General features: G+C 73.7%; 23 protein-coding genes, 1 tRNA gene and 1 pseudogene. 12 read left to right on the top strand and 13 right to left on the bottom strand.

Features of this window, described 5'->3' with window-relative positions:
- Nucleotides 1-6: 6 nt before the first annotated feature.
- Complete coding sequence (locus ACZ6I1_RS23565; RefSeq protein ID WP_469290172.1) at nt 7-1,254, top strand: MFS transporter; 1,248 nt, start codon at nt 7-9, stop codon at nt 1,252-1,254.
- Nucleotides 1,255-1,264: 10 nt separating this feature from the next.
- Nucleotides 1,265-2,188: an SDR family oxidoreductase gene (locus ACZ6I1_RS23560; protein ID WP_469290169.1), complete on the top strand. Its 924-nt coding sequence runs from the start codon at nt 1,265-1,267 to the stop codon at nt 2,186-2,188.
- Between the two features lie 33 nt (nt 2,189-2,221).
- On the opposite strand, the gene ACZ6I1_RS23555 is transcribed toward ACZ6I1_RS23560, so the two are convergent.
- Nucleotides 2,222-3,262 (bottom strand): enoyl-CoA hydratase/isomerase family protein, encoded by a 1,041-nt coding sequence (locus ACZ6I1_RS23555; protein ID WP_469290167.1) that lies wholly within the window; start codon nt 3,260-3,262, stop codon nt 2,222-2,224.
- Nucleotides 3,263-3,289: 27 nt separating this feature from the next.
- Between ACZ6I1_RS23555 and ACZ6I1_RS23550 the strand changes: the two genes are divergently transcribed.
- Together ACZ6I1_RS23550 and ACZ6I1_RS23545 are read left to right on the top strand one after the other, a co-directional pair.
- Nucleotides 3,290-3,859, top strand: a complete 570-nt coding sequence (locus tag ACZ6I1_RS23550) for a dihydrofolate reductase family protein (RefSeq protein WP_469290166.1) — start codon at nt 3,290-3,292, stop codon at nt 3,857-3,859.
- Nucleotides 3,860-3,870: 11 nt separating this feature from the next.
- On the top strand, nt 3,871-4,452 hold the full coding sequence (locus ACZ6I1_RS23545) for an isochorismatase family protein (protein ID WP_469290163.1): 582 nt from the start codon (nt 3,871-3,873) through the stop codon (nt 4,450-4,452).
- On the opposite strand, the gene ACZ6I1_RS23540 is transcribed toward ACZ6I1_RS23545, so the two are convergent.
- From ACZ6I1_RS23540 to ACZ6I1_RS23530, 3 genes are all read right to left on the bottom strand, one after another.
- Nucleotides 4,430-4,885 (bottom strand): ATP-binding protein, encoded by a 456-nt coding sequence (locus ACZ6I1_RS23540; protein WP_469290161.1) that lies wholly within the window; start codon nt 4,883-4,885, stop codon nt 4,430-4,432. The two genes, ACZ6I1_RS23545 and ACZ6I1_RS23540, sit on opposite strands and share 23 nt — an antisense overlap.
- 62 nt (nt 4,886-4,947) lie before the next feature.
- The gene (locus ACZ6I1_RS23535; protein ID WP_469290160.1) at nt 4,948-5,319 is read right to left on the bottom strand and encodes an STAS domain-containing protein; all 372 of its coding nucleotides are present in this window, start codon (nt 5,317-5,319) and stop codon (nt 4,948-4,950) included.
- Nucleotides 5,320-5,490: 171 nt separating this feature from the next.
- Nucleotides 5,491-5,564: transfer RNA gene (locus ACZ6I1_RS23530), tRNA-Pro, on the bottom strand.
- 108 nt (nt 5,565-5,672) lie between these two features.
- Between ACZ6I1_RS23530 and ACZ6I1_RS23525 the strand changes: the two genes are divergently transcribed.
- The gene (locus tag ACZ6I1_RS23525) at nt 5,673-6,185 is read left to right on the top strand and encodes a DUF309 domain-containing protein (protein WP_469290157.1); all 513 of its coding nucleotides are present in this window, start codon (nt 5,673-5,675) and stop codon (nt 6,183-6,185) included.
- Nucleotides 6,186-6,268: 83 nt separating this feature from the next.
- On the opposite strand, the gene ACZ6I1_RS23520 is transcribed toward ACZ6I1_RS23525, so the two are convergent.
- The 3 genes from ACZ6I1_RS23520 to ACZ6I1_RS23510 are packed head-to-tail and all read right to left on the bottom strand — an operon-like array spanning nt 6,269 to nt 9,113.
- Entirely contained in the window at nt 6,269-6,895 is a 627-nt protein-coding gene (locus tag ACZ6I1_RS23520) for a LutC/YkgG family protein (protein WP_469290155.1), read from the bottom strand.
- Nucleotides 6,892-8,361 carry a lactate utilization protein B gene (locus ACZ6I1_RS23515; RefSeq protein ID WP_469290153.1) on the bottom strand — a complete coding sequence of 490 codons (1,470 nt, stop codon included), beginning with the start codon at nt 8,359-8,361 and terminating at the stop codon, nt 6,892-6,894. Before ACZ6I1_RS23515 ends, ACZ6I1_RS23520 begins: the two co-directional genes overlap by 4 nt.
- On the bottom strand, nt 8,358-9,113 hold the full coding sequence (locus ACZ6I1_RS23510) for a (Fe-S)-binding protein (RefSeq protein WP_469290151.1): 756 nt from the start codon (nt 9,111-9,113) through the stop codon (nt 8,358-8,360). Before ACZ6I1_RS23510 ends, ACZ6I1_RS23515 begins: the two co-directional genes overlap by 4 nt.
- An 18-nt stretch (nt 9,114-9,131) precedes the next feature.
- Between ACZ6I1_RS23510 and cobF the strand changes: the two genes are divergently transcribed.
- Nucleotides 9,132-9,884 (top strand): precorrin-6A synthase (deacetylating), encoded by a 753-nt coding sequence (gene cobF / locus ACZ6I1_RS23505; protein WP_469290149.1) that lies wholly within the window; start codon nt 9,132-9,134, stop codon nt 9,882-9,884.
- A 4-nt stretch (nt 9,885-9,888) separates the two neighbouring features.
- Here the strand turns inward: cobF and ACZ6I1_RS23500 are convergent, their stop codons facing one another.
- Entirely contained in the window at nt 9,889-11,031 is a 1,143-nt protein-coding gene (locus tag ACZ6I1_RS23500) for an aminotransferase class V-fold PLP-dependent enzyme (protein ID WP_469290147.1), read from the bottom strand.
- Nucleotides 11,032-11,166: 135 nt separating this feature from the next.
- Nucleotides 11,167-12,906: a glycoside hydrolase family 71 protein gene (locus ACZ6I1_RS23495; protein ID WP_469290145.1), complete on the bottom strand. Its 1,740-nt coding sequence runs from the start codon at nt 12,904-12,906 to the stop codon at nt 11,167-11,169.
- 204 nt (nt 12,907-13,110) lie between these two features.
- On the opposite strand from ACZ6I1_RS23495, the gene ACZ6I1_RS23490 reads away from it, so the two are divergent.
- Nucleotides 13,111-13,746 carry a VOC family protein gene (locus ACZ6I1_RS23490; RefSeq protein ID WP_385805003.1) on the top strand — a complete coding sequence of 212 codons (636 nt, stop codon included), beginning with the start codon at nt 13,111-13,113 and terminating at the stop codon, nt 13,744-13,746.
- 41 nt (nt 13,747-13,787) lie between these two features.
- Here the strand turns inward: ACZ6I1_RS23490 and ACZ6I1_RS23485 are convergent, their stop codons facing one another.
- Both ACZ6I1_RS23485 and ACZ6I1_RS23480 read right to left on the bottom strand, forming a co-directional pair.
- A complete protein-coding gene (locus ACZ6I1_RS23485) occupies nt 13,788-14,450 on the bottom strand; it encodes a response regulator (RefSeq protein WP_469290143.1) in 663 nt (220 codons plus the stop codon).
- Nucleotides 14,425-15,597, bottom strand: coding sequence for a sensor histidine kinase (locus ACZ6I1_RS23480; protein ID WP_469290141.1), 1,173 nt, complete (start codon nt 15,595-15,597; stop codon nt 14,425-14,427). Before ACZ6I1_RS23480 ends, ACZ6I1_RS23485 begins: the two co-directional genes overlap by 26 nt.
- Before the next feature lie 175 nt (nt 15,598-15,772).
- Here ACZ6I1_RS23480 and ACZ6I1_RS23475 point away from each other — a divergent pair, with 175 nt between their 5' ends.
- The gene (locus tag ACZ6I1_RS23475; protein ID WP_469290139.1) at nt 15,773-18,043 is read left to right on the top strand and encodes an MMPL family transporter; all 2,271 of its coding nucleotides are present in this window, start codon (nt 15,773-15,775) and stop codon (nt 18,041-18,043) included.
- A gap of 92 nt (nt 18,044-18,135) precedes the next feature.
- A complete protein-coding gene (locus ACZ6I1_RS23470) occupies nt 18,136-18,663 on the top strand; it encodes an SMI1/KNR4 family protein (protein WP_469290137.1) in 528 nt (175 codons plus the stop codon).
- Between the two features lie 151 nt (nt 18,664-18,814).
- Here the strand turns inward: ACZ6I1_RS23470 and ACZ6I1_RS23465 are convergent, their stop codons facing one another.
- Entirely contained in the window at nt 18,815-20,230 is a 1,416-nt protein-coding gene (locus ACZ6I1_RS23465; protein ID WP_469290135.1) for a family 2B encapsulin nanocompartment shell protein, read from the bottom strand.
- Between the two features lie 273 nt (nt 20,231-20,503).
- Between ACZ6I1_RS23465 and ACZ6I1_RS23460 the strand changes: the two genes are divergently transcribed.
- Entirely contained in the window at nt 20,504-21,661 is a 1,158-nt protein-coding gene (locus tag ACZ6I1_RS23460) for a family 2 encapsulin nanocompartment cargo protein terpene cyclase (RefSeq protein ID WP_469290133.1), read from the top strand.
- Between the two features lie 9 nt (nt 21,662-21,670).
- Here the strand turns inward: ACZ6I1_RS23460 and ACZ6I1_RS23455 are convergent, their stop codons facing one another.
- A complete protein-coding gene (locus ACZ6I1_RS23455) occupies nt 21,671-22,996 on the bottom strand; it encodes a hypothetical protein (protein ID WP_469290131.1) in 1,326 nt (441 codons plus the stop codon).
- Between the two features lie 232 nt (nt 22,997-23,228).
- Here ACZ6I1_RS23455 and ACZ6I1_RS23450 point away from each other — a divergent pair, with 232 nt between their 5' ends.
- Nucleotides 23,229-24,308, top strand: a complete 1,080-nt coding sequence (locus tag ACZ6I1_RS23450) for a polyprenyl synthetase family protein (protein WP_469290129.1) — start codon at nt 23,229-23,231, stop codon at nt 24,306-24,308.
- A 69-nt stretch (nt 24,309-24,377) separates the two neighbouring features.
- Nucleotides 24,378-25,787 (top strand): annotated as a pseudogene (locus ACZ6I1_RS23445) (family 2B encapsulin nanocompartment shell protein).
- Nucleotides 25,788-25,798: the final 11 nt, after the last annotated feature.

Raw genomic sequence — 25,798 nt, 5'->3', positions numbered from 1 at the left:
GCATCCGTGTACCTGTCGACCAGCCGGGCCGCGGACATGGCCGGGGACACCCCGGCTCCGAGCGGCCCCCTGCGGGCCGTACCCGGCACGGTGTTCGCGCTCGGCGTGGTCAGCCTGGTCACGGATGTCTCCGCCGAGATGGTCACCGCCGTCCTGCCGCTGTACCTGATGGCGGGGCTCGGCATGTCCCCGCTGGCCTTCGGCGCCCTGGACGGGCTCCACCAGGGCGCGACCGCGCTGCTGCGCCTCGCGGGCGGCCGGATCGCGGACCGCACCCACCGGCGCAAACTCGTGGCGGGCTTCGGCTACGCCCTGTCCGCCGTGTGCAAGGCGGCCCTGCTCGCCGCCACCACCCCCTGGTCGGTGGCGGCGGTGCTCGCCGCCGACCGGACCGGCAAGGGCCTGCGCACCGCTCCCCGCGACGCCCTGATCTCGCTCTCCTGCCCGCCGCAGGACCAGGGCCGCGCCTTCGGGGTGCACCGTGCGCTGGACACGGCGGGCGCCCTGCTGGGGCCGCTGGCCGCGTTCGGGGTGCTGTGGGTGGTGGTCGACGGGTACGCCGCCGTGTTCACGGTGAGCTGCTGCATCGCGCTCCTGGGGGTGGTGGTGCTGGTCCTGTTCGTCCGGGAGGCGCCCGCACCCGCCCCGGCCGCCCGTGCCCCGCTGCCTCCCGTACGCACGCTCGTACGGATCCCCGGGCTGCGCCGGCTGTGCGCGACCGCAGCCGTGCTCGGCCTGTTCACCGTCGGCGACGCCTTCCTCTACCTGCTGCTCCAGCGCCGCCTCGAGCTGCCGGCCGCGTACTTCCCGCTGCTGCCCGTCGGTACGGCGGCGGTGTTCCTGCTGGCCGCGCTGCCCGTCGGCCGGGCCGCCGACCGCCTGGGCCGGCGCCGGGTGTTCCTCGGCGGACACGTGCTGCTGCTCGCCGCCTGTCTGCTGCTGCTCGCTCCCGTACCGGCGGGGCCGTGGCTGGTGCTCGGGGTCCTCGGACTGCTCGGCCTGTTCTACGCGGCCACCGACGGGGTGCTGATGGCGGCGGCCGGACCGCTGCTGCCGGCGGGGCTGCGCACCACGGGACTCGCGGTGCTGCAGACGGCCCAGGCCCTGTCCCGGTTCGCGGGGTCCCTGCTGTTCGGCGCGGCCTGGACGCTGTGGGGGCCTGGCCCGGCCCTCGGCATCGCCGCAGGGGGGCTGTTGGGGTCGCTGGCGGCGGTCGCCGTGTTCGGCGGGCGGGAGCGGCGCGAGCCGTCGTAGGGTCGGCCGCATGGCGGAAGCAGAGCGGACACTCGAAGGCAGGATCGCCCTGGTGGCAGGGGCGACGCGCGGGGCAGGCCGGGGCATCGCGGTCCAGTTGGGCGCGCGGGGCGCGACCGTGTACGTATCGGGGCGCAGTTCCCGCAGCGGGCGCTCGGAGTACGACCGCCCGGAGACGATCGAGGAGACGGCCGAGCGGGTGACGGCGGCGGGCGGCCGGGGCATCGCGGTGGTGGCCGACCACTTGGTGCCGGGGGAGGTCGAGGCCCTGGTGGGGCGGATCGACCGCGAGGAGGGGCGCCTGGACGTCCTGGTCAACGACATCTGGGGCGGGGAGCGGCTCTTCGAGTTCGACAGCACGGTCTGGGAGCACGACCTGGACAACGGGCTGCGGCTGTTGCGGCTCGCGATCGAGACCCATGCCGTCACGAGCCACTTCGCGCTGCCGCTGCTGCTGCGCCGGCCGGGCGGGCTGGTGGTGGAGATGACGGACGGCACCGCCGAGTACAACGCGGCCCACTACCGGAATTCGTTCTTCTACGACATCGCCAAGTCCGCGGTGCTGCGCATGGCGTTCGCGCTGGCGCACGAGCTGGGGCCGCGCGGGGCCACGGCGGTGGCGCTGACCCCGGGCTGGCTGCGCTCGGAGATGATGCTCGACGCCTTCGGTGTGACCGAGGAGAACTGGCGGGACGCCCTGGAGCAGGTCCCGCACTTCGCCATCTCCGAGACCCCCGCGTACGTCGGCCGGGCGGTCGCGGCGCTCGCCGCCGACCCGGACGCTGCGCGCTGGAACGGGCAGTCCCTGTCCAGCGGGCAGCTCGCCGGGGTCTACGGCTTTACGGATCTCGACGGCAGCCGCCCGGACTGCTGGCGCTACATGGTCGAGGTGCAGGACCCGGGCCACCCCGCGGACACCACCGGCTACCGCTAGGGGGTGGCAGGGAAGGCCCGCCGGCCTTCGCGGTCAGAGCACCAGGTCGCCGCCGGGCAGCGGTGCGAAGTGGCGCTCCACGTCCGCGCCGGTCACGTCCGCGAGGGCGGGCGGCGACCAGCGCGGAGTGCGGTCCTTGTCGACGACCTGGGCGCGGATGCCCTCCACCAGGTCGGGCGAGGCCAGCGCGTTGCACGAGACCCGGAACTCCTGGACCAGCGCCTCCTCCAGCGAGCCGAGGGCGGCGGCCCGGCGCAGGGCCGCCAGGGTGACCTTCAGCGCGGTCGGGGACTTGGCCAGGACGGTCTCGGCGGCCTCCTTGGCGGCCGGGTCCCCGTCGGCGAGCAGCCGCTCCACGATCTCCTCGACGGTGTCCGCCGCGTAGCAGTGGTCGATCCAGGGACGCCGGTCGGCGAGTTCCCCGGGCGGCGGCGTGGCGGCATACCGCGGCAGCACCTCGTGGGCGGGGGCCGCGGCGAGGGCGGCCGTCAGCTCCGGGAGGCGCGCGGCGGGGACGAAGTGGTCGGCGAGTCCGCACAGCAGCGCGTCGGCGGCGCCCACGGCGGCGCCGGTGAGGGCGACATGGGTGCCGAGCCGGCCGGGCGCGCGGCCGAGCAGCCAGGTCCCGCCGACGTCGGGGACGAAGCCGATTCCGGTCTCGGGCATGGCGACGCGGGAGCGTTCGGTGACGACGCGGACCCCGCCGTGGGCCGATACGCCGACGCCGCCGCCCATGACGATGCCGTCCATGAGGGCGAGGTACGGCTTGGGGTAGCGGGCGATGCGTGCGTTGAGGCGGTACTCGTCGCGCCAGAACTCCGCGGAGGCGGCGGTCCCGGCTTTGGCGTCGTCGTGGATGGCCCGGATGTCGCCGCCCGCGCACAGCCCGCGCTCACCGGCGCCGCGGACGAGCACCTGGTGGACGGCGGGGTCCCGCTCCCAGGCCGCCAGGGCTCCGGCCATGCGCAGCACCATGGGGTGGGTGAGCGCGTTGAGCGCCTTGGGGCGGTTGAGGGTGATCACCCCGGTGCGGCCCTGGACGTCGAACAGGACGGTGTCGTCTTCGGTTTTCACACCGGTCAGTATGTAACGTGGGCCGGCATGCGGAAGATCGTCCTTTGGATGTCGGTGTCCCTCGACGGGTTCATCGAGGGACCTGAGCACGAGATCGACTGGCACACCGTCGACGAAGAGCTGCACCGGCACGCCAACGACGAGGCCCGCGCGCTGGGCGGGTTCCTGCACGGCCGCGCAATGTACGAGCTGATGGAGTCCTCCTGGTCGGACGCGGGCACCGGCGCCGGCGCCGCGGACTCCGGGCCGGAGGCCGAGTTCGGGGGCATCTGGCGGGACAAGCCGAAGTACGTGTACTCGCGCACCCTCGAGCGGGTCGGGCCGAACGCCACGATCGTCCGGGACGTCGTGCCGGAGGAGGTCGCCGCGCTCAAGGCGGCCCCGGGTGGTGACCTGGGCCTCGGCGGGGCCGGTATCGCCGCCGCGTTCCTGCGCCACGATCTGGTGGACGAGTACCGGATCTACGTGCACCCGGTGCGGATCGGACGCGGCAAACCGCTGTTCCCGCCGGTCGACGGCGGCCCGGTGCCGCTGCGCCTGGAGGGCACCCGTACGTTCGGCAACGGCGTCGTGCTGTTGCGTTACGGCCGGCCCTGAGGAGACTGCCCATGACCTCCGGTCCCAACCGCCTCGCCCTCGGCGAGGACACCGCCCTGGTCCTGGTGGACCTGCAGAGCGGGATCCTGTCCCTGCCGACCGCCAGGCCCTCCGCCGGCATCCTCGAGAGGGGCATCGCGCTCGCCGGGGCGTTCCGTGCCCGCAAGCTGCCCGTGGTCCTGGTCAAGGTGGCCTGGTCCCCCGACAGCGGCGACCTGCCGCCCGCCCGTGTGGACCGTCCGGGCCCGGCCGCCGCCCCGCCGCCGGCGTTCTCCGAGATCCCCGCCGAGCTCGCCGCGCTCGGGGACGTGGTCGTCACCAAACGGCACTGGGGCGCCTTCACGGGGACCGAGCTGGACCTCCAGCTGCGCCGGCGCGGCATCCACCGCATCGTCCTGGCCGGCATCTCCACCAGCGCGGGCGTCGAGTCCACCGCGCGTACGGCCTGGGAGCTCAGCTACGACCTGGTCTTCGCGGAGGACGCCACAGCGGACCTGGACGCCGACTCCCACGCCCACACCTTCGGCAAGATCTTTCCGCGCATCGGCAAGGTCGGCACCACCCAGGAGATCATCGCGGCCCTGGACTCCTGACCCCGGCGGGTGCGGCCACCTCCAGCCATACGCACTTGCCGTCCGGGCCCGGCCGGGAACCCCAGCTGCGGGCCAGCCGGTCCATGATCAGCAGCCCGTGCCCGCCGGGCTGCCCGCGCTCCGCTCCCGGCCCGGCCCGCACGGGGACGGGCGGGGCCGGGTTCCCGTCGGTCACCTCTATGCGCAGCCGCTCGGTGTCGCAGTCCAGCAGCAGCGCTCCCGGCCCGCCGCCGTGCAGGCAGGCGTTGGCCACCACCTCGGACACCAGCAGGAGTACGTCGTCGGCCGCGTCGCGGACCTCCTGGGTGGCGGCCGGGAGCCAGTGCCATGCGGTCAGCGCGCGGCGGGCGAAGTCCCGGCTGCGCGTCACGACATCGGTGACCCCGTCCAGTACCAGGTACCAGGTCCGGTCGGGTGACCCCCGCTGCTCCATGACGCTCTGACTCCTCCTGTCGACATGCCGTAGCCGAACCCGCCACCCGGTTTCCGGCGGCGCTAGCCCGGCGGACCGTCCGTCCCGCTCAGCGCCTGCGCCACATCGGCGTGCACGGGGAAGACCCCGTCGGCGCCGGTGATGCGGAACATGCGCGCGACGGAACCGCGCAGCCCGGCCAGTTCCACGCTGGTGCCCGCCTCCAGGGCCGTGAGCCTGCTCTGGAGGAGCACGTTCAAGCCGGTGGAATCGCAGAATCCCAGCCCCGTGAGATCCACCAGCAGCCGGCCACCGCGGGTCACCGCCGCATCGAGGGCTTCCCGCAGGGGCTGGGCCGTGTCGTGGTCCAGCTCCCCCGCCAGCTCGAGGACGACGGCTCCGTCCACGGTTTGCACCGCGACGGTGAAGCGCTCATTGTCCGCTCCCGGAACCATCCGGCATCACCCTTCCGTCCTGTTCTTGCACCTTCCCAGAAGCCACGCGGATACGCCTCCGGCGGGGGCGGTCGCGGCGGCGGGCGGTCGCCACTGCGGAGCGATCCGAAACGACCGTGGGGCCGTTTCGGATTGCTCCGAAACGGCCCCACGACCTGCGACTTCGAAAAGTCGGGACGACAGGATTTGAACCTGCGACCCCTTGACCCCCAGTCAAGTGCGCTACCAAGCTGCGCCACGTCCCGTTGTGCCTTCCACCTGGGGTTTCCCCCTGCTCGGCGGCACATGCAGAACATTACCCCACGCCGAGGGGTGTTCATGCACCGGTAATCGGCGGGGGTGAAGATGGGGTGGTGAACGCACGGGATCAGGATCGGGATCGGGACGGCGAGGGGCGGGCGCGCAGTGCGCGGCCCAGGGACGGGCTGGGGCGGCCGCTGCCGTACGGGGCGCCCGGGGTGGAGCGGCAGCCCGAGGGAGTGGTGCGTTCGCCCGCGGAGACGGTCGTGGAGGCGCAGCGGCTGCTGGACGCCGGGATGCCGTTCCACGCGCACGAGGTGTTCGAGGACGCCTGGAAGTCGGGTCCCGAGGAGGCGGCCCCGCTCTGGCGGGGGCTGGCGCAGCTGGCGGTCGGGCTGACGCACGCGGCGCGGGGCAACGCGGTCGGCGGGGCGCGGCTGCTGCGGCGCGGGGCCGATGCGCTGACCGGGTGGGAGGAGGCGTACGGGATGGACGTGGCGGGGCTCGTGGGGTGGGCCCGGGAGCTGGCCGGGCGGGTGGCCGCCGGGGAGCGCGTCGACGCGGCGGCCGAGGCTCCCGGACTGGCGGGCCCGCGCAGGGCCTCCGGCGGGCCGGGCCCCGCCTGACCGGCGGTGCCCGCCGGGCCGCTCCTGCGGGGCGGCCCCCGGAGCACGGTCCGGCGCGAGCCTGCCCCGGCCACCGCGTGCCCTCACGGTGCGCCGACGAGGACCACCTCCAGGGTGCGGGGGCCGTGCACGCCCTCCACCCGGTCGAGTTCGATGTCGCTGGTGGCCGAGGGACCCGAGATCCAGGTCAGCGGGCGCGTGGGGTCGAGGCGTTCGAGGGCCTGCGGGACGGAGTCCACCACCTGGTCCGGCACGCGGACCACGCAGATGTGGTGGTCCGGGACCAGGGTGATGCGGCGCCGGCCCTGGTCGGGACCGCCGTCGAGGACGATCGTGCCGGTCTCGGCGATCGCCAGGGCGCAGCCGGTGACGACGCTGTCGACCCGGTCGAGGTCGGAGGGGGTCGAGGCGGCCCGGTCGGGGACGCGGACCGGATCCGCCGCCGCGAGCCAGTGCGGGGGCAGGGCGGGCGGGACGAGGACCGACGCGGAGCCGCGCGCGGCGAGCAGCCGCGCCAGCAGCTGCGGCAGTCCGTCCTCGTCGGTGCGGTGGACCTTCGCCCGGTACTCGGCGAGGTGGGCGGCGAGCAGGTCGGCGCTCTCGGCGGGCGTGCGGACGCCGTGGACCCGCAGGTAGTCCCGGGGGACCTCGGGGTCCGGGCCGGAGGCGGCCCGGCGGATGCGGCCCAGGATGCGGTCCTTGCTGCTCACTGCGGTTTCCCCCGTTCTCGGGCCCACCAGTCGCGGAAGGACTCGGCGGGTACGGCGGGCAGTTCGCGGGTGTCGGTCCAGGCCCGGCCGGGGCCGGGGAGCCGGCGCGGGGCCAGCCGGCGGGCCCGGGCCAGCAGGCGCTCGCCCGCCCGCAGGGCGCCCGGCCGGTCCAGCAGCAGCCGGGCGGCGCGCATGGCGGCCCGTTCCGCGGCGTGTCCGTGGGCCGGGCGGATCGTGACGCGGATGCCGTCGCGGGTGACGGGGCCGCCCTGGGCGACCCGTTCGCGCAGGTGGACGAGGACCTCGGGGATGTCGATGGCCACGGGGCAGACCTCGTAGCAGGCCCCGCAGAGGGTGGAGGCATGGGGCAGAGAGGCGTCGATCTCGCTGCCGGTGCCCCGGAGTTGGGGGCTGAGGATGGCGCCGATGGGCCCCGGGTAGACGGATCCGTAGGCGTGGCCGCCGGCGCGTTCGTACACGGGGCAGACGTTGAGGCAGGCGGAGCAGCGGATGCAGCGCAGGGCTTGGCGGCCCACCTCGTCGGCGAGGGTGTCCGTGCGGCCGTTGTCGAGCAGGACGAGGTGGAAGGCGGCGGGTCCGTCGCCTTGCGCGGTGCCCGTCCACATCGTGGTGTACGGGTTCATCCGCTCGGCCGTGGAGGAGCGCGGCAGCGTCTGGAGGAAGACCTCCAGGTCGCGGAAGGTGGGGACGACCTTTTCGATGCCGACGACGGAGATGAGGGTCTCGGGCAGGGTCAGGCACATCCGGCCGTTGCCCTCGGACTCGAGGACGACCATGGTGCCGGTTTCGGCGACCATGAAGTTGGCGCCGGACACGGCGACTTTGGCCCGCAGGAACTTCTCGCGCAGGTGCAGTCGGGCCGCCTCGGCGAGTTCGCGCGGGTCGTCGCCGAGCGGGTCGGGCGCCGGCCGTCCCCAACGGCCCATCTCGGTGCGGAAGATGTCGCGGATCTCGGCGCGGTTGCGGTGGATGGCCGGGACCAGGATGTGCGAGGGGCGGTCGTGGCCGAGCTGGACGATGAGTTCGGCGAGGTCGGTCTCGTAGGCGGCGATCCCGGCGGCGCAGAGGGCCTCGTTGAGGCCGATCTCCTGGGTGGCCATGGACTTGACCTTGACGACCTCCCGCTCGCCGGTGGCGAGCACCAGCTCCGTCACGATGCGGTTGGCCTCGGCGGCGTCGGCCGCCCAGTGGACCGTGCCGCCCGCGGCGGTCACCGCGGCCTCGAGCTGGAGGAGGTAGCGGTCGAGGTGGCGCAGCGTGTGGTCCTTGACCGCCCGGCCGGCTGCGCGGAGCCGGTCCCAGTCGGTCAGTTCGGCGACGGAGCGGGCCCGTTTGTCGCGGATGGTGTGGGTGGCGCGGCGCAGGTTGGCCCGCAGTACGCCGTCCCGTACGGCCTCGCGGGCCGCCTCGGGGAACGCGGGCAGGCCGAGGGAGGTGCCGGTCATGACAGGGGCTCCTGCTCGGTCGCGGCCAGGATCTCGGCGAGGTGCAGGGCCCGCAGCGGGGCGCCGGACCGGCGCAGCAGGCCGTCGAGGTGGGCCAGGCAGGAGTTGTCGGCGCCGCACAGCACCTGCGCGCCGGTGGAGACCGCGCTGCCGATCTTGTCGGTGCCCATCGCGGCCGACACGTCGGGGTTCTTGACGGCGAAGGTGCCTCCGAAGCCGCAGCACTCCTCGGCGCCGGGCAGCTCGACCAGTTCCAGGCCCTTGACGGCGGCCAGCAGCCGCCGCGGCCGGTCGCCCAGCCCGAGGCCGCGCAGGCCGTGGCAGGAGGGATGGTAGGTGACGGTGTGGGGGAAGTACGCGCCGACGTCGGTCACCCCCAGCACGTCGACCAGGAACTCGGTCAGCTCGTACACACGTGGCGCCAGCTCCTCGGCGAGCGCGGCCGCCTCGCCGCCGCGCCCCTCCGCGGCCGCCTTCCGGCCGATGCGCGGGTAGTGCTCGCGGATCATCGCGGCGCAGGACCCCGAGGGGGTGACCACGTACGGGTATCCGGCGAAGGCCTCGGCCGTGCGCCGCAGCAGCGGTTCGGCCTCGCGCCGGTAGCCGGTGTTGTACTGCGGCTGCCCGCAGCAGCTCTGGGCCGCCGGGAAGTCCACGGTGACGCCGAGCCGCTCCAGGAGGCGTACGACGGCGATGCCCGTGCGCGGGTACAGGGCGTCGTTGACGCAGGTGACGAACAGGGCGGCACGCATGACGGGCACAATAGCGCCGTGAAGAAGTTTTCAGTGATCGGCATAGGCGCGGGCGACCCGGACCACCTGACCCTCCAGGCGGTCAGGGCGATCGGCGCGGCGGACGCATTCCTCATCCTGGAGAAGGGCGAGGAGAAGGCGGACCTGACGGGGCTGCGGCGGGCGATGCTCGAGGAGCACGCCCGGCCCGGGCACCGGCTGGTGGAGGGCCGCGACCCGGACCGGGACCGCACCCCGGCCGACTACGCGCCGACGGTGGACGGCTGGCGCAGCGCGCGCGCCGAGCTCTTCGAGCGGTTCATCGCCGAGGACCTGGCGGAGGGCGAGACCGGGGCGTTCCTGGTGTGGGGCGACCCGTCGCTGTACGACTCCACGCTGGCGATCCTCGACGAGGTGCTGGAGCGGGGCCGGGTGGCCTTCGAGCACGAGGTGGTGCCGGGCATCAGCAGTGTCTCGGCGCTGCTGGCCCGGCACCGGACCAACCTGAACCGGGTCGGGCGGCCGGTCCAGATCACCACCGGGCGGCGGCTGGCCGAGGGCTGGCCGGACGACGTCGACGACGTGGTGGTGATGCTGGACGCGCGGCACGCCTTCACCGCGCACCTCGACCAGGACCTGTTCATCTATTGGGGGGCCTACGTCGGCACCCCGGACGAGATCCTGGTCTCGGGCAGGCTCGCGGACGTCGCCGGGCGGATCGAGGAGCTGCGCACCGAGGCCCGCGCCCGCAAGGGCTGGATCATGGACACGTACCTGCTCAGGCGCGGCTGAGCGGTCACGCCAGGAAGGCGGGCAGGGCGGCGGCGAAGCGCTCGTACTCCTCCGGGCGGTTGTAGAGCTGCGCGCACACGCGCAGGCCGCCGCCGCCCGGCCGGGGCCAGACCATGACCCTGGTACGCAGCTTCGCCGCGAGTTCGTCGCGCAGGGCCCAGGCCGCGTCCTGGGTCTCGGCAAGGCCCGGCGGCAGCAGCAGCGAGCGCATCGGGACGCCCGGCGTGTGCGGGAGCGCGGTGACCCCGGGGATCCGGGCGAGCAGGCCGGCGCCGTAGGCGGCGAGTTCGCCGTTGTGGGCCCGTACCTTCGCGGCGTCGAGGCGGTCGAGCAGGTCGAGGCCCTCGGGGGCGGCCAGCCAGCCGGTGTAGTCGACGGTGGCCCGGTATTCGACCGAGCGGGGGAAGCCGCGGTCGTCCTCCCAGGAGGGCACCAGGGCCTTGATCCGGTCCCGGTGGGCGGGGGCCACGGCGAGGAGGGCGCTGCCCGACGGGGCGTAGCCCCACTTGTGCAGGTTCCCGAACCAGAAGTCGGCGCCGTCGGCGATCGGGGCGGCCAGCGCGCCGGGGGTGTGGGCGCCGTCGACGACGGTGGTGATCCCGCGCGCGGCGAGGTCCGCGAGGAGCCGGGGACCGGCGATGAGGCGGGCGGTCGGCGAGCTGACGTGGTCGAGCAGGGCCACCTTCGTGCGGGGGGTGAGCGCCGCCAGCACGGCCTCGCGCACGGCGTCCTCGTCGGGCAGCCGCGGGTCCAGCGCCACCGTGGTGAGGGGCGCGCGGCGGGCGGCCGCCGCGGTCACCATGCCGTAGCCGTGGTCGGTGACCAGGATCTCGTCGCCGTCGGCGAGCGGGATGGCGTCGAGGGCGAGGTGGGCGCCCTCGGTGGCGTTGGAGATGAAGGCGATGCCTTCCGGGTCCGTTCCGAGGCGGGCCGCGATCCGGCCCCGGGCCAGGGCCAGCCGGTCGGGGACGCCGTCGAAGAAGGCGTCGGGGTCGGCCTGGGCTTCCGCGCGCAACGCCTGCTGGGCTTCCTGGACCGGGACGGGGACCGCTCCGAAGGAGCCGTGGTTGAGGTGGGTGACGGCCGGGTCCAGCCGGAAGAGGGCGCTGCCGCCGGGGAAGGCGGTCGGGGTGGCGGGCTCGGTCACGGTACCTCCGGGTGACGGGTGCGGCGGGGTGTGCTCCGGGATGATGCAAGGGCGGCGCCCCGGCCCGACAAGGCCAATCGCGGGAGAGTGGCCTGGCCCTGGTCACCGCCCCGATGGTCCGGGGCTGCGGCTCCCTCAGCGTTCCCGGCCGCTGGTCGCCGCGTAGTACTGGAGGTCCTGGACCTCCACCGTGCGGTCCACCGGGTAGGGCAGCCGCACGTGCGCGCCGGTCCCGCCGTCGCGCACCACCGCCGCCGAGGCGGCGCCGGCCTTCAGCGGCAGCAGCTCGGAGTGCACTCCCGCGGGGGCCTGGTGGGTGTCCTGCGCGGATCCGACGGCCGTACGGACGACCGCGGGCCCGGTGAGGAAGCTGAGCACCTCCACCGTGTCCCTGGGCGCGGCGCTGCCCTTGCGCGGCGCCATCAGCAGCGACTGGCCGCCCGTCGGGTCGGCGGCCGCGAACTGGGTGCGGGCGGTGAGGTACAGCGTGTCCCGGACGATCTTCGGCCAGCTGCCCGTCTTGAACCGGGTGAGGTAGTAGGAGGTCAGATCCAGGTAGGCGTACCCGTTGTGCAGGGAGGGCGCGAACTGGCTGCCCTCCGAGTAGTCGTTCCAGGTGGTGAGCTGCACCCAGTCGGCCCCGTCCTCGATGGCGTGCGTCCAGGTGGAGCGCAGGGTCGCGGTGTTGCCGGCCTCGTCGTAGATGCCCTGGTTGGGGCGCGCGTCCTGGACCGATACGGGCTGCATCCAGACCTTGCCCATGTCGTGCGCCCGCCGGACGTCGCGCGTGTTGCCCTCCTGGCCGACGTAACTGCGGCTGCCCCACTCGGAGAAGCCGTAGCTGATGGGCGCGAAGGCGCCGTTGTGGGCGGCGAAGTCGAGGAAGAGCGGGACGAAGGCGGTGCGGACGCCGTGCCGGGACCGCAGGACCTCCAGGACCTCGGTCCACCACGCGGCGCTCTTCTCCTCCGCCTTGAAGGGGGAGACGACGAGCCGGCCGTCGGGGAGCCGGTGGGCGGCCGGGGCGGAGCCGAGCGTGGCGATCGCGTCGGCGAGCACGCCCGGGTCGTCGGTCTTCAGCGAGGTCATGTCGGGCATCAGCATGATCGTGAAGGCGGGGTCCACCGAACGGGCCGCCGCCATCAGGAGGTTGCAGCGGTCCCAGTTCCGTCCGGAGAAGGAGAGCACGTCGAGGGTGAACCCGTCGATGCCCGCCGCGCGGGCGGTGCGCACCTCCTGCTGGAGGTTGGCGTACTCCCAGTCGCCGGACTTCGGTTCGACGGGCAGCGGCCGGTCGCGCAGCAGGCCGCCGTACCTTCCGTGCTTGCCGCTTTCGCCGTTCGGGTTCAGGTAGTGGCGGGCGTAGTAGTCGCCGTCCGCGGGCGCGTTGTCGAGGGAGAGCGGGTAGGGGGTGAAGTAGTGGGCGAACACCAGCTTCCGGCCCCCCGCGGCGGAGCGCAGGGCGGCCGGCTGGGGCATGTCGAAGGGCAGGGCGCCGGCGGGGCGCGCCGCCCCGGGGTCCGTCGCACCCCGGGGGTCGGCCTTGGCGGCGGCGCCCCTGGTCGGTGACGGGGTCCCGGGGGCCGGCGTGGCGGCCGGTCCGGGTTCCCCGGGCGGGGGCGCGGTATCCGGGCCGGTGGACCGCGGGACGCCGGTCTCCTGGACCGGACCGCCGCGTGCGGAGGCCGGGCCGGAGGGGTCCCAGGCGATTCCGGTGGCCGCGCACACCCCGACGAGGAGGAAGGCGGAGACGAGCAGGGTCAGCAGCGGCCTGCGGCCACGGAATCCCGTTCGGCGCCGGTGCGATGCCGGGCGCTTCGTCCGCCGGTCCGTCCGCCGGTCCGTCCGCCGGTGCGCCCGCCGGTCCGCTCTCATCTTCTGGTCCCTCCCCCGCACGCGCCCCCGGTGGGGGGCTGCACAGCAGTACAGCCCATGACCGGCTTCCGGACAACCGTTCCGGGCTGCGGCCCCTGGAGCAGGCCTCTCGGAAGTGCAGGGGGCAGCGCTGCTGCCTGGCTTCGGCCGGGGCGGCGGGCGTGGCGTCGGGACTTGTACGGGTTGTCGGGCGATGATGACGGAGTGCGACTTGATCACGTGTCCTATGCGGTGGCCCGCGACAGCTTCGTCTCGACCGTCCAGTGGATCGGATCGGCCCTCGGCGCCGGGTTCGTCGACGGGGGCGTGCACCCGCGATTCGGCACCCGCAATTTCATTCTCCCGCTGAGCGGCGGCACCTACGTCGAGGTCGTCACCACACTCGACCACCCCGCCGCCGACCGCGCACCCTTCGGCCAGGCGGTCGCGCGCCGCGCCGCCGAGGGCGGCGGCTGGCTCGGCTGGGTGGTCTCCGTTGACGACATCGCCCCGGTCGAGGCCCGCCTCGGCCGCACTTCGGCCGAGGGCCACCGTGTCCGCCCCGACGGGTTCGACCTGAGGTGGAAGCAGATCGGCCTGCTGGAACTGCTGGAGGACCCGCAACTGCCCTACTTCCTCCAGTGGTTGGTCCCCATCGAGGAGCGCCCGAGCGCCGACCCGCGCACCTCCACCACCATCCAGGGAGTCTCCATCGCCGGAGACGCCGCCTCCATCGCCGAATTCCTCGGCGAACCGGCCGACCACCCCCTCGACCAGATCGACGTCACCTGGGTCGAGGACGAGGAACCGGGCTTGGTCTCGGTCGAGTTCGCCACCGCCCACGGCCCGGTCACGATCTGACCAGGTCCTTGCCGGGAGTCGTGTCGTGTCCGGCACCCGGCTCAGCTTCCGGGGAGGATACGGCGCGTTTCGTAGGCCCACATCGCGATCTCGACCCGGTTGCGGGCGCCGAGTTTGGCCATCAGGCTGGCCAGATGCGTCTTCACCGTGCTGAGGCTGATGTGCAGTGCATCGGCGATCTCGGTGTTGGTCAGCCCGCGTGCGACGGCGAGGAGCACCTGCTCCTCGCGGGCGGTGACGGGGGAGACCGGCTGGGCCACGGGCCGGCCGGCGGGCAGGTCCGCGAATGCCTGGAGCAGACGGACGGTGACGCTGGGCGCGATGAGCGCCTCACCGTCGGACGCCGACCGTACGGCCTGCGCCAGAAGGTCCGGTCCCGTGTCCTTGAGGAGGAACCCGCGGGCGCCGGCACGCAGGGAGCCGTAGACGTACTCGTCGAGGTCGAACGTGGTGATGACGACCACGGCCAGCGGGTCGGCGACGCCCGGGCCGGCGACCAGCCGGGTGGCCTCGAGCCCGTCGAGCACGGGCATGCGGATGTCGAACAGACAGACGTCCGGGCGTAGTTCGCGGGCCAGACGTACCGCTTCCCGTCCGTCGGCGGCCTCGCCGACCACCTCGATGCCGGGCTGGGCGTTCAGTATGATCCGCAACCCGGTGCGGATGATCGTCTGGTCGTCAGCGACGAGGACGCGAATGGACACCGCTCTCGCTCCTCGCTCTCGGCAGTTCGGCTTCGACATGCCAGCCCCGGTCGGTACCAGGGCCGGCTCGTAGTGTGCCGCCGAGCAGGGTCGCGCGCTCGCGCAGTCCGGTAAGTCCGTATCCGTCGCGTCCCCGGCCGGTGCGCCGGCCGTCGTCGCGTACGCTCACCCGCACCGTGTGCCGTTCCGCGGCGACCCGAACGACGAGCTCGGTCGCGTCGACCGCATGGCGCAGCGCGTTGGTCACCGACTCCTGCACGATCCGGTAGACGGCCGCGTCCACGGCCGGGGGCAGCGCGTCCAGTTCGCCGTCGAGCCCCAGGTCGACCCTGAGGCGGCCACCCGGGGTGCGCACCAGGCGCTCCAGATCCGCGACTCCGGCCGGAGGCGCCAGCTCGGCGCCGACCCCGCGGTCGCGCAGCGCGGCGACCATGGCGCGCATTTCCTCCAGCGTCCGCGCCCCTTCCTCCTCGACCCCCTCCAGCGCCTCGACGGCGGCGGACGGGTCGGTGCCCGCGAGCACCCGGCCCGCCTGGGCGATGATCACCATGGCCGACACGTGGTGGGCCACCGTGTCGTGCAGTTCCCGGGCGAGCTGCTCGCGCTCGCGGGAGCGCACCTGGTCCAACTGCCGCTCACGGGCGGTCACCCGGAACCGCACGGCGGCCCCGACCACGCCGGGCAGCAGCAGGAAGACCAAGCCCACGACCTTTTCGACGACCGGGGTCTCGTCCGTGACGACACACAGGACGCCGACCGCGACGATCAGCGCGCCGCCCAGCACGATCTCGCGTCCCGATCCCCACCGGGGCAGCGCGTACACCAGCACGAGCACGACCGCGCCGGTGTACAGGCCGACGGGCTCGCGCGGTGCGGCGACGAGCGAGGCCACCGGAAGCAGGATCACCGAGCCGAACGCCAGCGTCACCATCGCCAGCGGGCGGGTCCGGCGCCACAGGGGCAGCAGGCACAGCCATACGGCGAACACCACCGCCAGCGGCCGCCACACGACGTTCTCGCGCAGGGTGGCCTCCAGCGCCACACCGGCAAGGCCCGCGGCGAGCAGCGCCCAGTCCCGCCACACCCGGGCGGGCGCGTCGGTCGGCCGGGGTTCGGTCCACAGGGTTCGCAGGTCGTCTCGGAGCACGGTTCTCAGCCTAGGGACCGCGGCGCGGCGCGCATCGGCCGAAAGGACGGGTCGTCACTCCTCCCCGGGGCCGACGGATCCGCGGCCCGCGGGCCGATGCCGCGGAGCGCCGTGGCGACGAGCCTCGGCATCGGAGGCCGTACAAGGACGGCCGACGAGGTGGTTGGAGGACCCGATGCTCTCGAAAGCCCTGTTGCGCCTGGGCGCAAGCGCCGCCCGCCATCCCTGGCGGGTGATCGCGGCATGGCTGATCGCCGCCACGCTCGCCGTCCTCGCCGCCGTCGCCTTCGGCGGGCGTACCGTGGACTCGATGACCGCTCCGGGACTGGACTCGCGACGGGCCGCGGAACTGATCGAGCGGGCAGGCACCGGCCAGGAGGGGATGACCGCCCAAGTGGTCGTCACCCCGCGCGACGACGGTGCGACGTTCTTCGGCGACGACGGCGCGCGCACCGCTCTCACGCGGCTGCAGACCGAGGTGAAGCGGCTGCCGCACGTGCTCGGCACGAGCGACCCGGCGGGGGCGCTCGACGCGGGCGGGGACACCGCCGTGCGCGGCGGCCTCGTTTCGGCCGACGGGCGGATCGCGGTCGTCCGGGTGCAGTACCCCGACCAGAGCCGGCTGTCGGCCGAAGACCTCGACGCCCTCGTCGATCTCGGCGACCGGCTGCGCGCCGAGCTGCCGCTGCGCATCGAGATGGGCGGGAGCCTCTTCTACGCCTTCTCCGACCCGAACGGCGGCGCGAGCGAGCTGATCGGCCTGCTCGCCGCGGCCGCGATCCTGTTCCTGGCGTTCGGTTCGCTCGTCGCCGCCGCGCTGCCGATCGGCATGGCGGTCTTCGGGCTGACCATCGGAGTCGCCACGATGACGGTACTGGCGGGGGTGACGGAGGTCCCCGCCTTCGCACCGGTCCTGGGCAGCATGGTCGGGCTCGGAGTGGGCATCGACTACGCCCTGTTCGTGCTCGCCAGGCACCGGGAGTACCTCGCGTGCGGGCTCGATCCGCAGGCGGCGGCAGGGCGAGCGGTGGCAACGGCGGGGCGGCCGGTGGTCTTCGCCGGCGGCACCGTCGTCGTGTCGATCCTGGGCCTGGCGGTCGCGAACGTGCCGTTCATGACGGTGGGCGGGCTCGCCGTCTCGATCGTCGTCCTGACGATGGTGCTCGCGTCGGTGACGCTGCTGCCGGCCTTCCTCGGCGCGGCGGGCCCGCGCCTGGCCCGGGCCGGCCGGATCGGCCGGGCTCTGCGGACCGGGAAGCCGGGCCGACTCGCACGGCGGCGGGACCCGGCGGCAGGCGCCGCCCACGCCGCCGGGTGGCGTCGCTGGATCGGGCACGTCAGCCGGCACCCGGTGCCGTACGCGATCGGCGCGGCGGGGCTGCTGCTGACCGCGACGCTGCCCGTGCTCGGCCTGCGCGTCGGCCTGCCCGACGACGGCTCACTGCCGCAGAGCCGTACCGAGCGCCGCGCCTACGACCTCGTCGCCGAGGGGTTCGGCCCGGGCACCAACGGTCCCCTCGTGATCGCCGCGGACCCCACCGGTGATCCGGGAGTGCTGGACCGACTCGTCGGGGCGGTCGCGGCGGATCCGGGCATCGCATCCGTCGCGCCGGCGCACATCGATGGGGCCACCGGCATCGCGACCCTCGTGGTGTTCCCGACCACCAGCCCTCAGGACGAGGCCACGGCCGGCACCATCGCCCGGCTGCGCACCGACGTGCTGCCCACGGCGATCGGGCACGGCCCGGCCAGGGCCCACGTCGGCGGCGCCGCCGCGAGCCTGTCCGATGTGGGCCAACGCACCAGCCAACGCCTGCCGGTGTTCGTCGCCGCCGTACTGGCGATGTCGTTCCTGCTGCTGATGCTGGTCTTCCGCTCGATACTCGTACCGCTCAAGGCGGTCCTGCTGAATCTGCTGAGCATCGGCGCGGCCTACGGCATCATGGTCGCGGTCTTCCAGTGGGGCTGGGGAGGCGCACTCATCGGGCTGGAAGCGACGGTTCCGATCGTGTCGTTCATCCCGATGTTCCTCTTCGCGATCCTGTTCGGCCTGTCGATGGACTACGAGGTGTTCCTCCTCTCCCGCGTACGCGAGGAGTACCTGCGCACCGGCGACAACGGCACGGCGATCGTCGAGGGCGTCTCGCGCACCGCCCGGATCATCACCTCGGCCGCCCTCATCATGGTGGCGGTGTTCCTGTCCTTCGCCGTCGCCGAGGACCCCTCCACCAAGATGTTCGGGCTCGGCCTGGCCACCGCGATCTTCATCGACGCCACGGTCGTACGCATGGTGCTGGTACCGGCGACCATGACACTCCTCGGCCGGACCAACTGGTGGCTGCCGAAGTGGCTGGACCGGCTACTTCCCCGCGGCCCGGTCGGCACCGACGACACCGACGCGGAATCCACGGGTGAGGCCCCGCGTCCACGGCTGGTTGACCGTTGACTCAACCGCTGCCCGCCCGTGGCGTCACCCACGCCGTTTCCTTCGGATCTTCTGCCTCCCGAAGCTGAGGGGCGGGATGTGAGGATGGGGCCATGCGCGATGCGTACGAACCTGTCCCTCTCACGGCTGCCTCCCTCGCTGCTTGGCGCGAGGAGGTCTCGGCTGCCCTGTGCGCCGTGACCAGCGGCTTCGAGGAGAAGTACGGCTACAGCCCGGGTGAGAATGCGATTCACCCGCCGGAGGCGGACGACCGGGCCGCCGCAGGGCGCCTGGCTGCGGAATCACCGGCCTTCGCCGATCTCGCTGTGTACTACAGCGAGATCGGCTCCGTGAAGATGAGCGACGTCGGCAACGCGTACTTCCTGCGCTCTGGCGCCCAAGCACTGGACGAACGCATCAATCTGTCCGAGGCGGACGGAACCATCACCGCCGTACTGATCGGCTCCGACGGTGGTGGGATTCAGTACGCGGTTGGCGCGGACGGCACCGTCTGGCGCTCTCGGAATGCTTCCGAGGAAGGCGGGTTCGACCGGATGACGAACGACCTCGCTGAGTTCCTCGACCTCCTGCGACGCTCGATCCACCGTTTCAACGAGTCCGGAGAGCCCGGCTTCGTGTAGGCCGGGCTTCCGGGATATCCGGCTGACCGGATGTGGATGGCGGCGAGGTGGAGTCCGCCGCGGGACCGTCCTTGCCCTCGAACTGCTGCCGCAGACAGGTCTGCCGGTGCCTGCGGCGAGGGCGCCGAGGCGGGCGCGCGAGAGACGGAAGCTAGGTGCGGGTGGCGGCGATGTCGGCGTTCTCCAGGATTCCGATGGCGTCGGGGACGAGTATGGCCACCGAGTAGTAGGAGCTGACCAGGTAGGACATGACCGACTTCTGGTCGATGCCCATGCAGCGGACGTTGAGGCCGGGTTCGATCTGCTCCGGGATCGCGGCCGGGCGCAGGCCGATGACCCCGCCGTTGTCCTCTCCGGTGCGCAGGGCCAGGATGGAGCTGGTGTGACCGCCGACGACCGGGATCTTGCCGCAGGGCAGGACCGGGATGCCGCGCCAGGACGGCACCTGCTTGCCGTGGACCTCCACGGTGTCCAGGGCGAGGCCCCGCTTGTTGCACTCGCGGAAGAAGGCGGCGATGGTCTTGGGGTGCGCGAGGAAGAACCGGGTGCCGCGGCGCATGCTGAGCAGGTCGTCCATGTCGTCGGGGGTGGGCGGGCCGGACCAGGTGCTGATGCGCTGTCCGTAGTCGGCGTTGTGCAGGAGGCCGAAGTCGCGGTTGTTGAGGAGCTCGGTCTCCTGGCGTTCGCGCATCGCCTCCACCGTCAGGCGCAGTTGCTGCTCGAACTGGTTCATCGGGTCGTTGTAGAGGTCGGCGACCCGGGTGTGGATCTGCAACACGGTCTGGGCGAGGCTGAGTTCGTACTCGCGCGGGCGCAGCTCGTAGTCCACGAAGGTCGCGGGCAGCCGGGCCTCCCCCGCGTGGCCGGAGGAGAGTTCGATGTCGGCCTCGCCGCGCCGGTTGACGGGGCGGCGGCCGTTTTCGACGTACTGCTCCAGGTGGGTGCGCAGGCTCTCCGCGCGGCCGAGCACCTCCTGGAAGGAGCTCCAGCGCAGTGCCATGACGGTCCCGGCGGTCGCGGCGCGTACGCCGTACCCCCATCGCGGGTCGGTCTCACCGAGGGCGTCGTCGCCGAGCTGGTCGCCGTCGGCGACCACGCCGAGGAGTTCGGCGCCGCCGTACTTGCCCTCGGCCCGCTTCTCGAAGCGGCCGTGGGCGATGATGAACACCTCGCCGACGGGGGCTCCCGGCTCCACGAGCACGTCGCCGGCGCGCAGGTCGCGCTTGGTGAAGCGCAGGGCCAGCTCCTCCAGGACGGCCGCGTCCCCGTATCCCTTGAGGGCGGGCAGTTCGGTGAGGGTGGGGGCCAGGATGCGTACGTCGTCCGCGCCGGCCTGGACGAAGGAGACCCGGCCGCGCCCGACGGCATGGGTCAGGCGGCGGTTGACGCGGTAGGTGCCGGCGCCGAGGTCCACCCAGGGCAGCATGCGCAGCAGCCAGCGGGAGCTGATGCCCTGCATCTGGGGAACGGACTTGGTGGTCGTCGCGAGGTTGCGGGCCGCGGCGGTGCTCAGGCTCAGCTGCCGGTCGTCGGCGGGGGTCAGGGGTGGCTGCGCCTCTGCGGTCATGCGGGGTTCCTCCCTGCGTCGGTCGCGCGGAGCGTGCTGCACGCCCACGGTGGGGCGCCGGGCGTCACCTGCGGTAGCCGGACCGGTCCGGGCGTCTGTTGAAAATCCGGGCCGGTTGAAGGCCTGCACGCCTGTACGAAGGGGCGGGCGCACGCTGCCGTACGGGCTTTCAACGCCCCCGGCATCTTCAACAGGCCCGGCCGCCGCGGGGGCTGGCGGATCCGGTCGCGGCCCCTGCTCCATGGGTGCGTGCGCCGACCCGCAGGAGGACCCATGGACCGCGCCCCCGCCCCTGCCCCTGCCCCGGGCCGCGCCCGCGCCGCCGACGCCGATCCGGCCGGGGTGCTGCGCCGGCTGCTCGACGGCCGCAGCGGCCTGGGCACCGCGCCGCAGCGCCCCGGCCCGAGCCATCGCACGCGCACGGACACGGACACGGGCACGGGCACGGACACGGACACGAGCGCCAACGCCGGCACCGGCATCGTCGTCCCCCCGCTGTACTGCCCCGACGCCGTCCGGGACGACCCCGCGCTGGCCGACGTCGTCAACGACCGGCTCGTCCTGTGGGCCGCCGAGACCGGGATCTACGCGGACCGGCTCGACGCACTGCGCGCCTGCCACTTCGGCCGCCTGATGATGCTCGCGCACCCGGACTGCGACGACCCCGACCGGCTCCTCGCGGCCGCCAAATGCGGCCTCTCCGAATGGTCCGTGGACGACCACTGGGCCGACGCGGGCGAGGACGCCGACCCCGCGCTGCTCGGCCTGCGCACGGCGCTCGCGCACGCCGTGGTCGATCCGGTGCGCCTGCCGGCGGGCTACGAGCGCTGGTTCGAGGAGCGGGTGGCCGCCGAGCCGGTGCTGCGGGCCTTCCGTTCCAGCCTGGAGCACCTCGCCTCGTTCGCCTCCCCGACCCAGGTGACCCGCCTGCGCTACCAGCTGGCCGTGATGTTCGTCGGCTACAACCACGAGGCCGAGTGGCGGACGTCCGGCCGACGGCCGCCGGTCTGGGAGTACCTGGTGCACCGGTACGAGAACGGCTTCTTCCCCTGCATGGTGCTGACCGATCCGGTCGGCGGCTACGAGGTGCCCGCGCCGGAGTTCGCGGACGCCCGGGTACGGCGTACGTACATGTACGCGGGGGTGGCGACCTGTCTGCTCAACGACCTGTACTCGATGGCCCGGGAGGATCCCTCCGACACCAGCCTCCCCCGCCTGATCGCGGCCGAGGAGCACTGCTCCCTCCAGGAAGCGGTGAACCGCACGGCGGCGGTCCACGACGAGGTGATGCGCACGGTCGAGGCGGAGTCGGCCGCCCTGGCCGCCCTCGGCTCGCCCGCGCTGGGCCGCTTCCTGGAGGGGGTCTGGAACTGGATGGGCGGAGCGAAGGAGTGGCACGCCACGACGCCCCGCTACCACGGACCGGCCTGAGGCACCCCCTCACGCGAGCGCGCCGGCACGGGCCAGCAGGGCCCGCGCCGTGCGGTTGCCGCGCACCGGCTGGAGACGGCCGCGCAGCCGGCGCAGGGCGTCGTCCACCCGTGCGGATTCCAGCTGGGGAACCGCGTCCAGCATCTCGTGCCAGGTGGCGCAGGCCCGCTCCACGTGGCCCTGGTACAGGCGGAGTTCGGCGAGCCGGGCGAGGGTGACGGCGCGCGCCCGCCGCTCGCCCGGCGGCCGGCGGCGCAGTGAGGTGCCGAGCGCGGCGATCGCACCGGGCACGTCCCCGAGGGCGGCCAGCGCCTCGGCCTGCTGATGGGCGAGTGCGGCGTGGTGGTAGTCGCCGATGGCCGCCCGCTGCCCGTCCGACCGCTCCAACAGCCGTTCGGCTTCGGCCAGATGGGCCACCGCGGCCCGCCGGTCGCCGCAGGCGGCCTCCGCGACGGCAAGCTGCCCGGTGACGAAGGCGGCCTGGAGGGCGGGCAGCCGCCCCGCTTCCCGGGCGGCCGCCTCCGCCAGCTCCCACGCCTGCTTCCGGTGGCCCAGGTGGTGGGCCTGCACGCTCATGGCGCGGAGTACCGGCGCCCAGCACCCGGGATCCCCCGCCTCCTGGCCGAGCCTCAGCCCGGCCCGGTAGTAGGCCTGCGCCACGCCCTGCTGGTTGCCGTCGAAGCACAGGAACCCGGCGGTGTACGCGAGCCGCGCGGCGCAGCCCAGCAGCCGGTGCCGTACGGCGGGCGCGGCACCCGCCCGCAGCCAGGGCGCCACGGTGGTGGCGAGGTAGCGGGTCAGGGCGGGCCGGGCCAGGCCGCTGCCGAACATCATGTCGGCGTTGCGGAACACCGGCAGGACGGCCTCGGCGGCCTCCACCTGCTCGGCGCCGATCCGCCCGGACGGCCGTGCGCGAGCACCGGCCCCGCCGGGCGGCGGCCAGCCCGGGGGCCGCCACGCGGAGGAGTAGACGGGGATCTCGCCGAGCAGGGCCAGGGCGTCCGCGCCCTGTGGTTCGGCGTCGGGGCGCTCGCGCGCCCCGAGCCCGGCGGGCCGGGCGAGACCGGTGTCGGCCGGGCTGATCCGCCGCCCGGTGCGACGGCTCAGCGCCTCGGCGGCGAGCGCCACGACGTGTGCGGGCGGCCGGGTGCCGGCCAGCCAGTGGGAGATCGAGGTCCGGTCGTAACGCAGGGTGAGGCCGGCCTCGGCGGCCACGGAGTTCACGGCGCGCGCGAAGTCCTGCCCGCTCCAGCGCGCGTCGGTGAGGAGGGTGCGGAGTCGTCCGTTGGGTTCACGCTTGGCCATCAGGGCCGCCCAGCTCGTACACGTGTCCATCCATTCAACGCGGTCGGACATTCAACACGGCGGGGCGGGGACGGATGTACCGGGTGAGGCCGTCCTGCCCCTAACTAAGACGTGTGCGCTCGGCGGTGCACGGTCACACCGTGTGGCCATGGCGTACGGGAGCACGGCAGATCGCACGGAGCGGGATCGTTCCTGGCGGTCACTCCCGCACGCCGCCCCCGCCCCCGCACTCGGCCCGTTGCGCAGGAGGTGCGTACGCCCCATGACCCCGCACGTGAAGCACGCCCGGCACGCCGATCCCGCCCCGCCCGTGCGGCAGGTCCCGCACGCGCACGACGATCCCGCCGCCACCGCCGTGCTCGGCCGCAGCCGGGCGGCCGTGGAGCCCCTGCTGCGCACGGCGGTGCGCTCACTGCCCGGCGGCGTGCGGGCGGTGTCCGAGTACCACCTGGGCTGGCGCGATCCCACCGGTGCCCCCGTCGCCGCCGGGGCGGGCAAGGCCATACGCCCGGCCCTGGTGCTGGCCTCGGCGCGGGCGGTCGGCGGCCGGGAGGAGGACGCCCTCGGCGCGGCGGCGGCCGCCGAACTCGTCCACAACTTCACGCTGTTGCACGACGACGTCATCGACCGCGACCCGACGCGCCGTCACCGGCCCACCGCCTGGACGGTGTTCGGCAGCGCCCGGGCCATCGTCGCGGGCGATGCGATGGCCTCGCTCGCGGTGCGGCTGGTCGCCGACCGGACCGACGCGGTGCTCCGGCTGTCGGACTGCGTGGTCGAGCTGTGCGAGGGGCAGTACGAGGACTGCTCCTTCGAGGCACGCACGACGGCGACGGTGACCCTGTCCGAGGTGATGGCCATGGCCGAGGCCAAGACGGGCGCCCTGCTGGGCGCCGCCTGCGCCCTCGGCGGACTGTACGGGGGCGCCCCGCCGCAGGTCACGGCCGCCCTCGACGCCTTCGGGCGCGGCATCGGGATCGGCTTCCAGCTGATCGACGACCTGCTGGGCATCTGGGGCGATCCGCAGCTCACCGGAAAGCCGGTGGGCGCCGACCTCGCGGCCCGCAAGAAATCCCTGCCGGTGGTCGCGGCCCTGCTGTCGGGCACCGACGCCGGCGCCGAACTCGCCGCCCTGTACGACGGCACCCGCCCGCTCGGCGACACGGGGATCGCCCGCGCGACGGCCTTGGTCGAAGCCGCCGGCGGACGGGACTGGGCGCAGCACGAGGCCTCCGTACGGGCGGCGGCGGCGCTGGAGCGCCTGGCCGAGGCCGTCCCCGAGCCGGCCGCGACCGCCGAACTGGTGTCGCTGTGCGAGCTGATCACCCGGCGGGAGCACTGACCGGCGGGCCACGCCCGCGCCGAGCGTCCGCGAGGTTCACAGGAAGACCGACCGAGAGGAAGGCCCGCCATGTCCGTCGATCCCAGCGCCGAAGTGGGCGCCGAGCACCTGACCGCCGCCGCCCGGCAGAGCCTGAGCACCGAGGCCGCCCGGAACCTGGCCACCACCACCAAGTCCGCGCCGCAGATGCAGGGGATCAGCTCGCGCTGGCTGCTGCGGATCCTGCCGTGGGTACAGACGGGCGGCGGCACCTACCGGGTCAACCGCACGGTCAGCTACACCCTCGGCGACGGGCGCATCACCTTCGTGAAGACCGGCTCGGAACTGCGGGTCATCCCGGCCATGCTGCGCGAGCTGGGCATGCTCCGGAACTTCCCCGACGACCAGGTGGTCAAGGCCATCGCGGACCGGTTCGTCAAGGAGGAGTTCCGCAAGGGCGACGTCATCGTCCGGCACGGTGAACCCGTCGACAAGATCTACCTCATCGCCCACGGCCGCATCGAGCGGCTGGGGGTCGGCGCGTACGGGGACGAGGCGAGCCTCGACGTGCTCAGCGACGGCGACCACTTCGGGCACCATCCGCTGCCCGACGCCCGCTGGGAGTTCACCGCCCGCGCCCAGACCGACGTGGTGACGATGACCTTCAACCGCGGTGACTGGGACGCGGCCCTCAACAGCTCTGCCGCGCTGCGCCGGCACGCGGAGGCCTATCTGGAGGCGGAGCGCGTCGGCCGCCGGGGCAGCGACGCCGTGGACCTGTCCGCCGGCCACACCGGTGAGGTGATGCTGCCCGGCACGTACGTCGACTACGACCTCAGCCCGCGCGAGTACGAACTGAGCGTCGCGCAGACCGTGCTGCGCGTGCACTCGCGGGTCGCCGACCTGTACAACCAGCCGATGAACCAGTCCGAGCAGCAGCTCCGCCTGACCATCGAGGCGTTGAAGGAGCGCCAGGAGAGCGAACTGGTCAACAACGCGGAGTTCGGGCTGCTGCACAATGCCGACTACGAGCAGCGGATCTACGCCCGCACCGGACCGCCGACCCCCGACGACATGGACGAACTGCTCAGCCGGCGGCGCGGGTCGCAGTTCTTCCTGGCCCATCCGCGCACCATCGCCGCCTTCGGCCGCGAATGCAGCCGGCGGGGCCTGTACCCGGACAGTCTGGACTTCCAGGGGCACCGGGTCCCGTCCTGGCGGGGCGTGCCGCTGCTGCCCTGCAACAAGATCCCGGTGACCCCGGAGCGGACCAGCTCGATCCTGGTCCTGCGGACCGGCGAGGACAACGAGGGGGTCGTCGGGCTGCACCCGGTCGCGCTGCCCGACGAGTAGCAGCCGGGCCTGTCCGTCCGTTTCATGAACATCAACGAGCAGGCGATCATCTCCTACCTGGTCACGGCCTACTATTCGGCGGCGATCCTCGTGCCCGACGCCGTCGGGGTGCTGGAGAACGTCGAGATCTCGCGTTTCGACGACTGAGGGGGTCCAGG

It is taken from the genome of Streptomyces sp. NPDC046303 (assembly GCF_055588085.1).
This window is presented reverse-complemented; position numbering and strand designations above follow the sequence as displayed.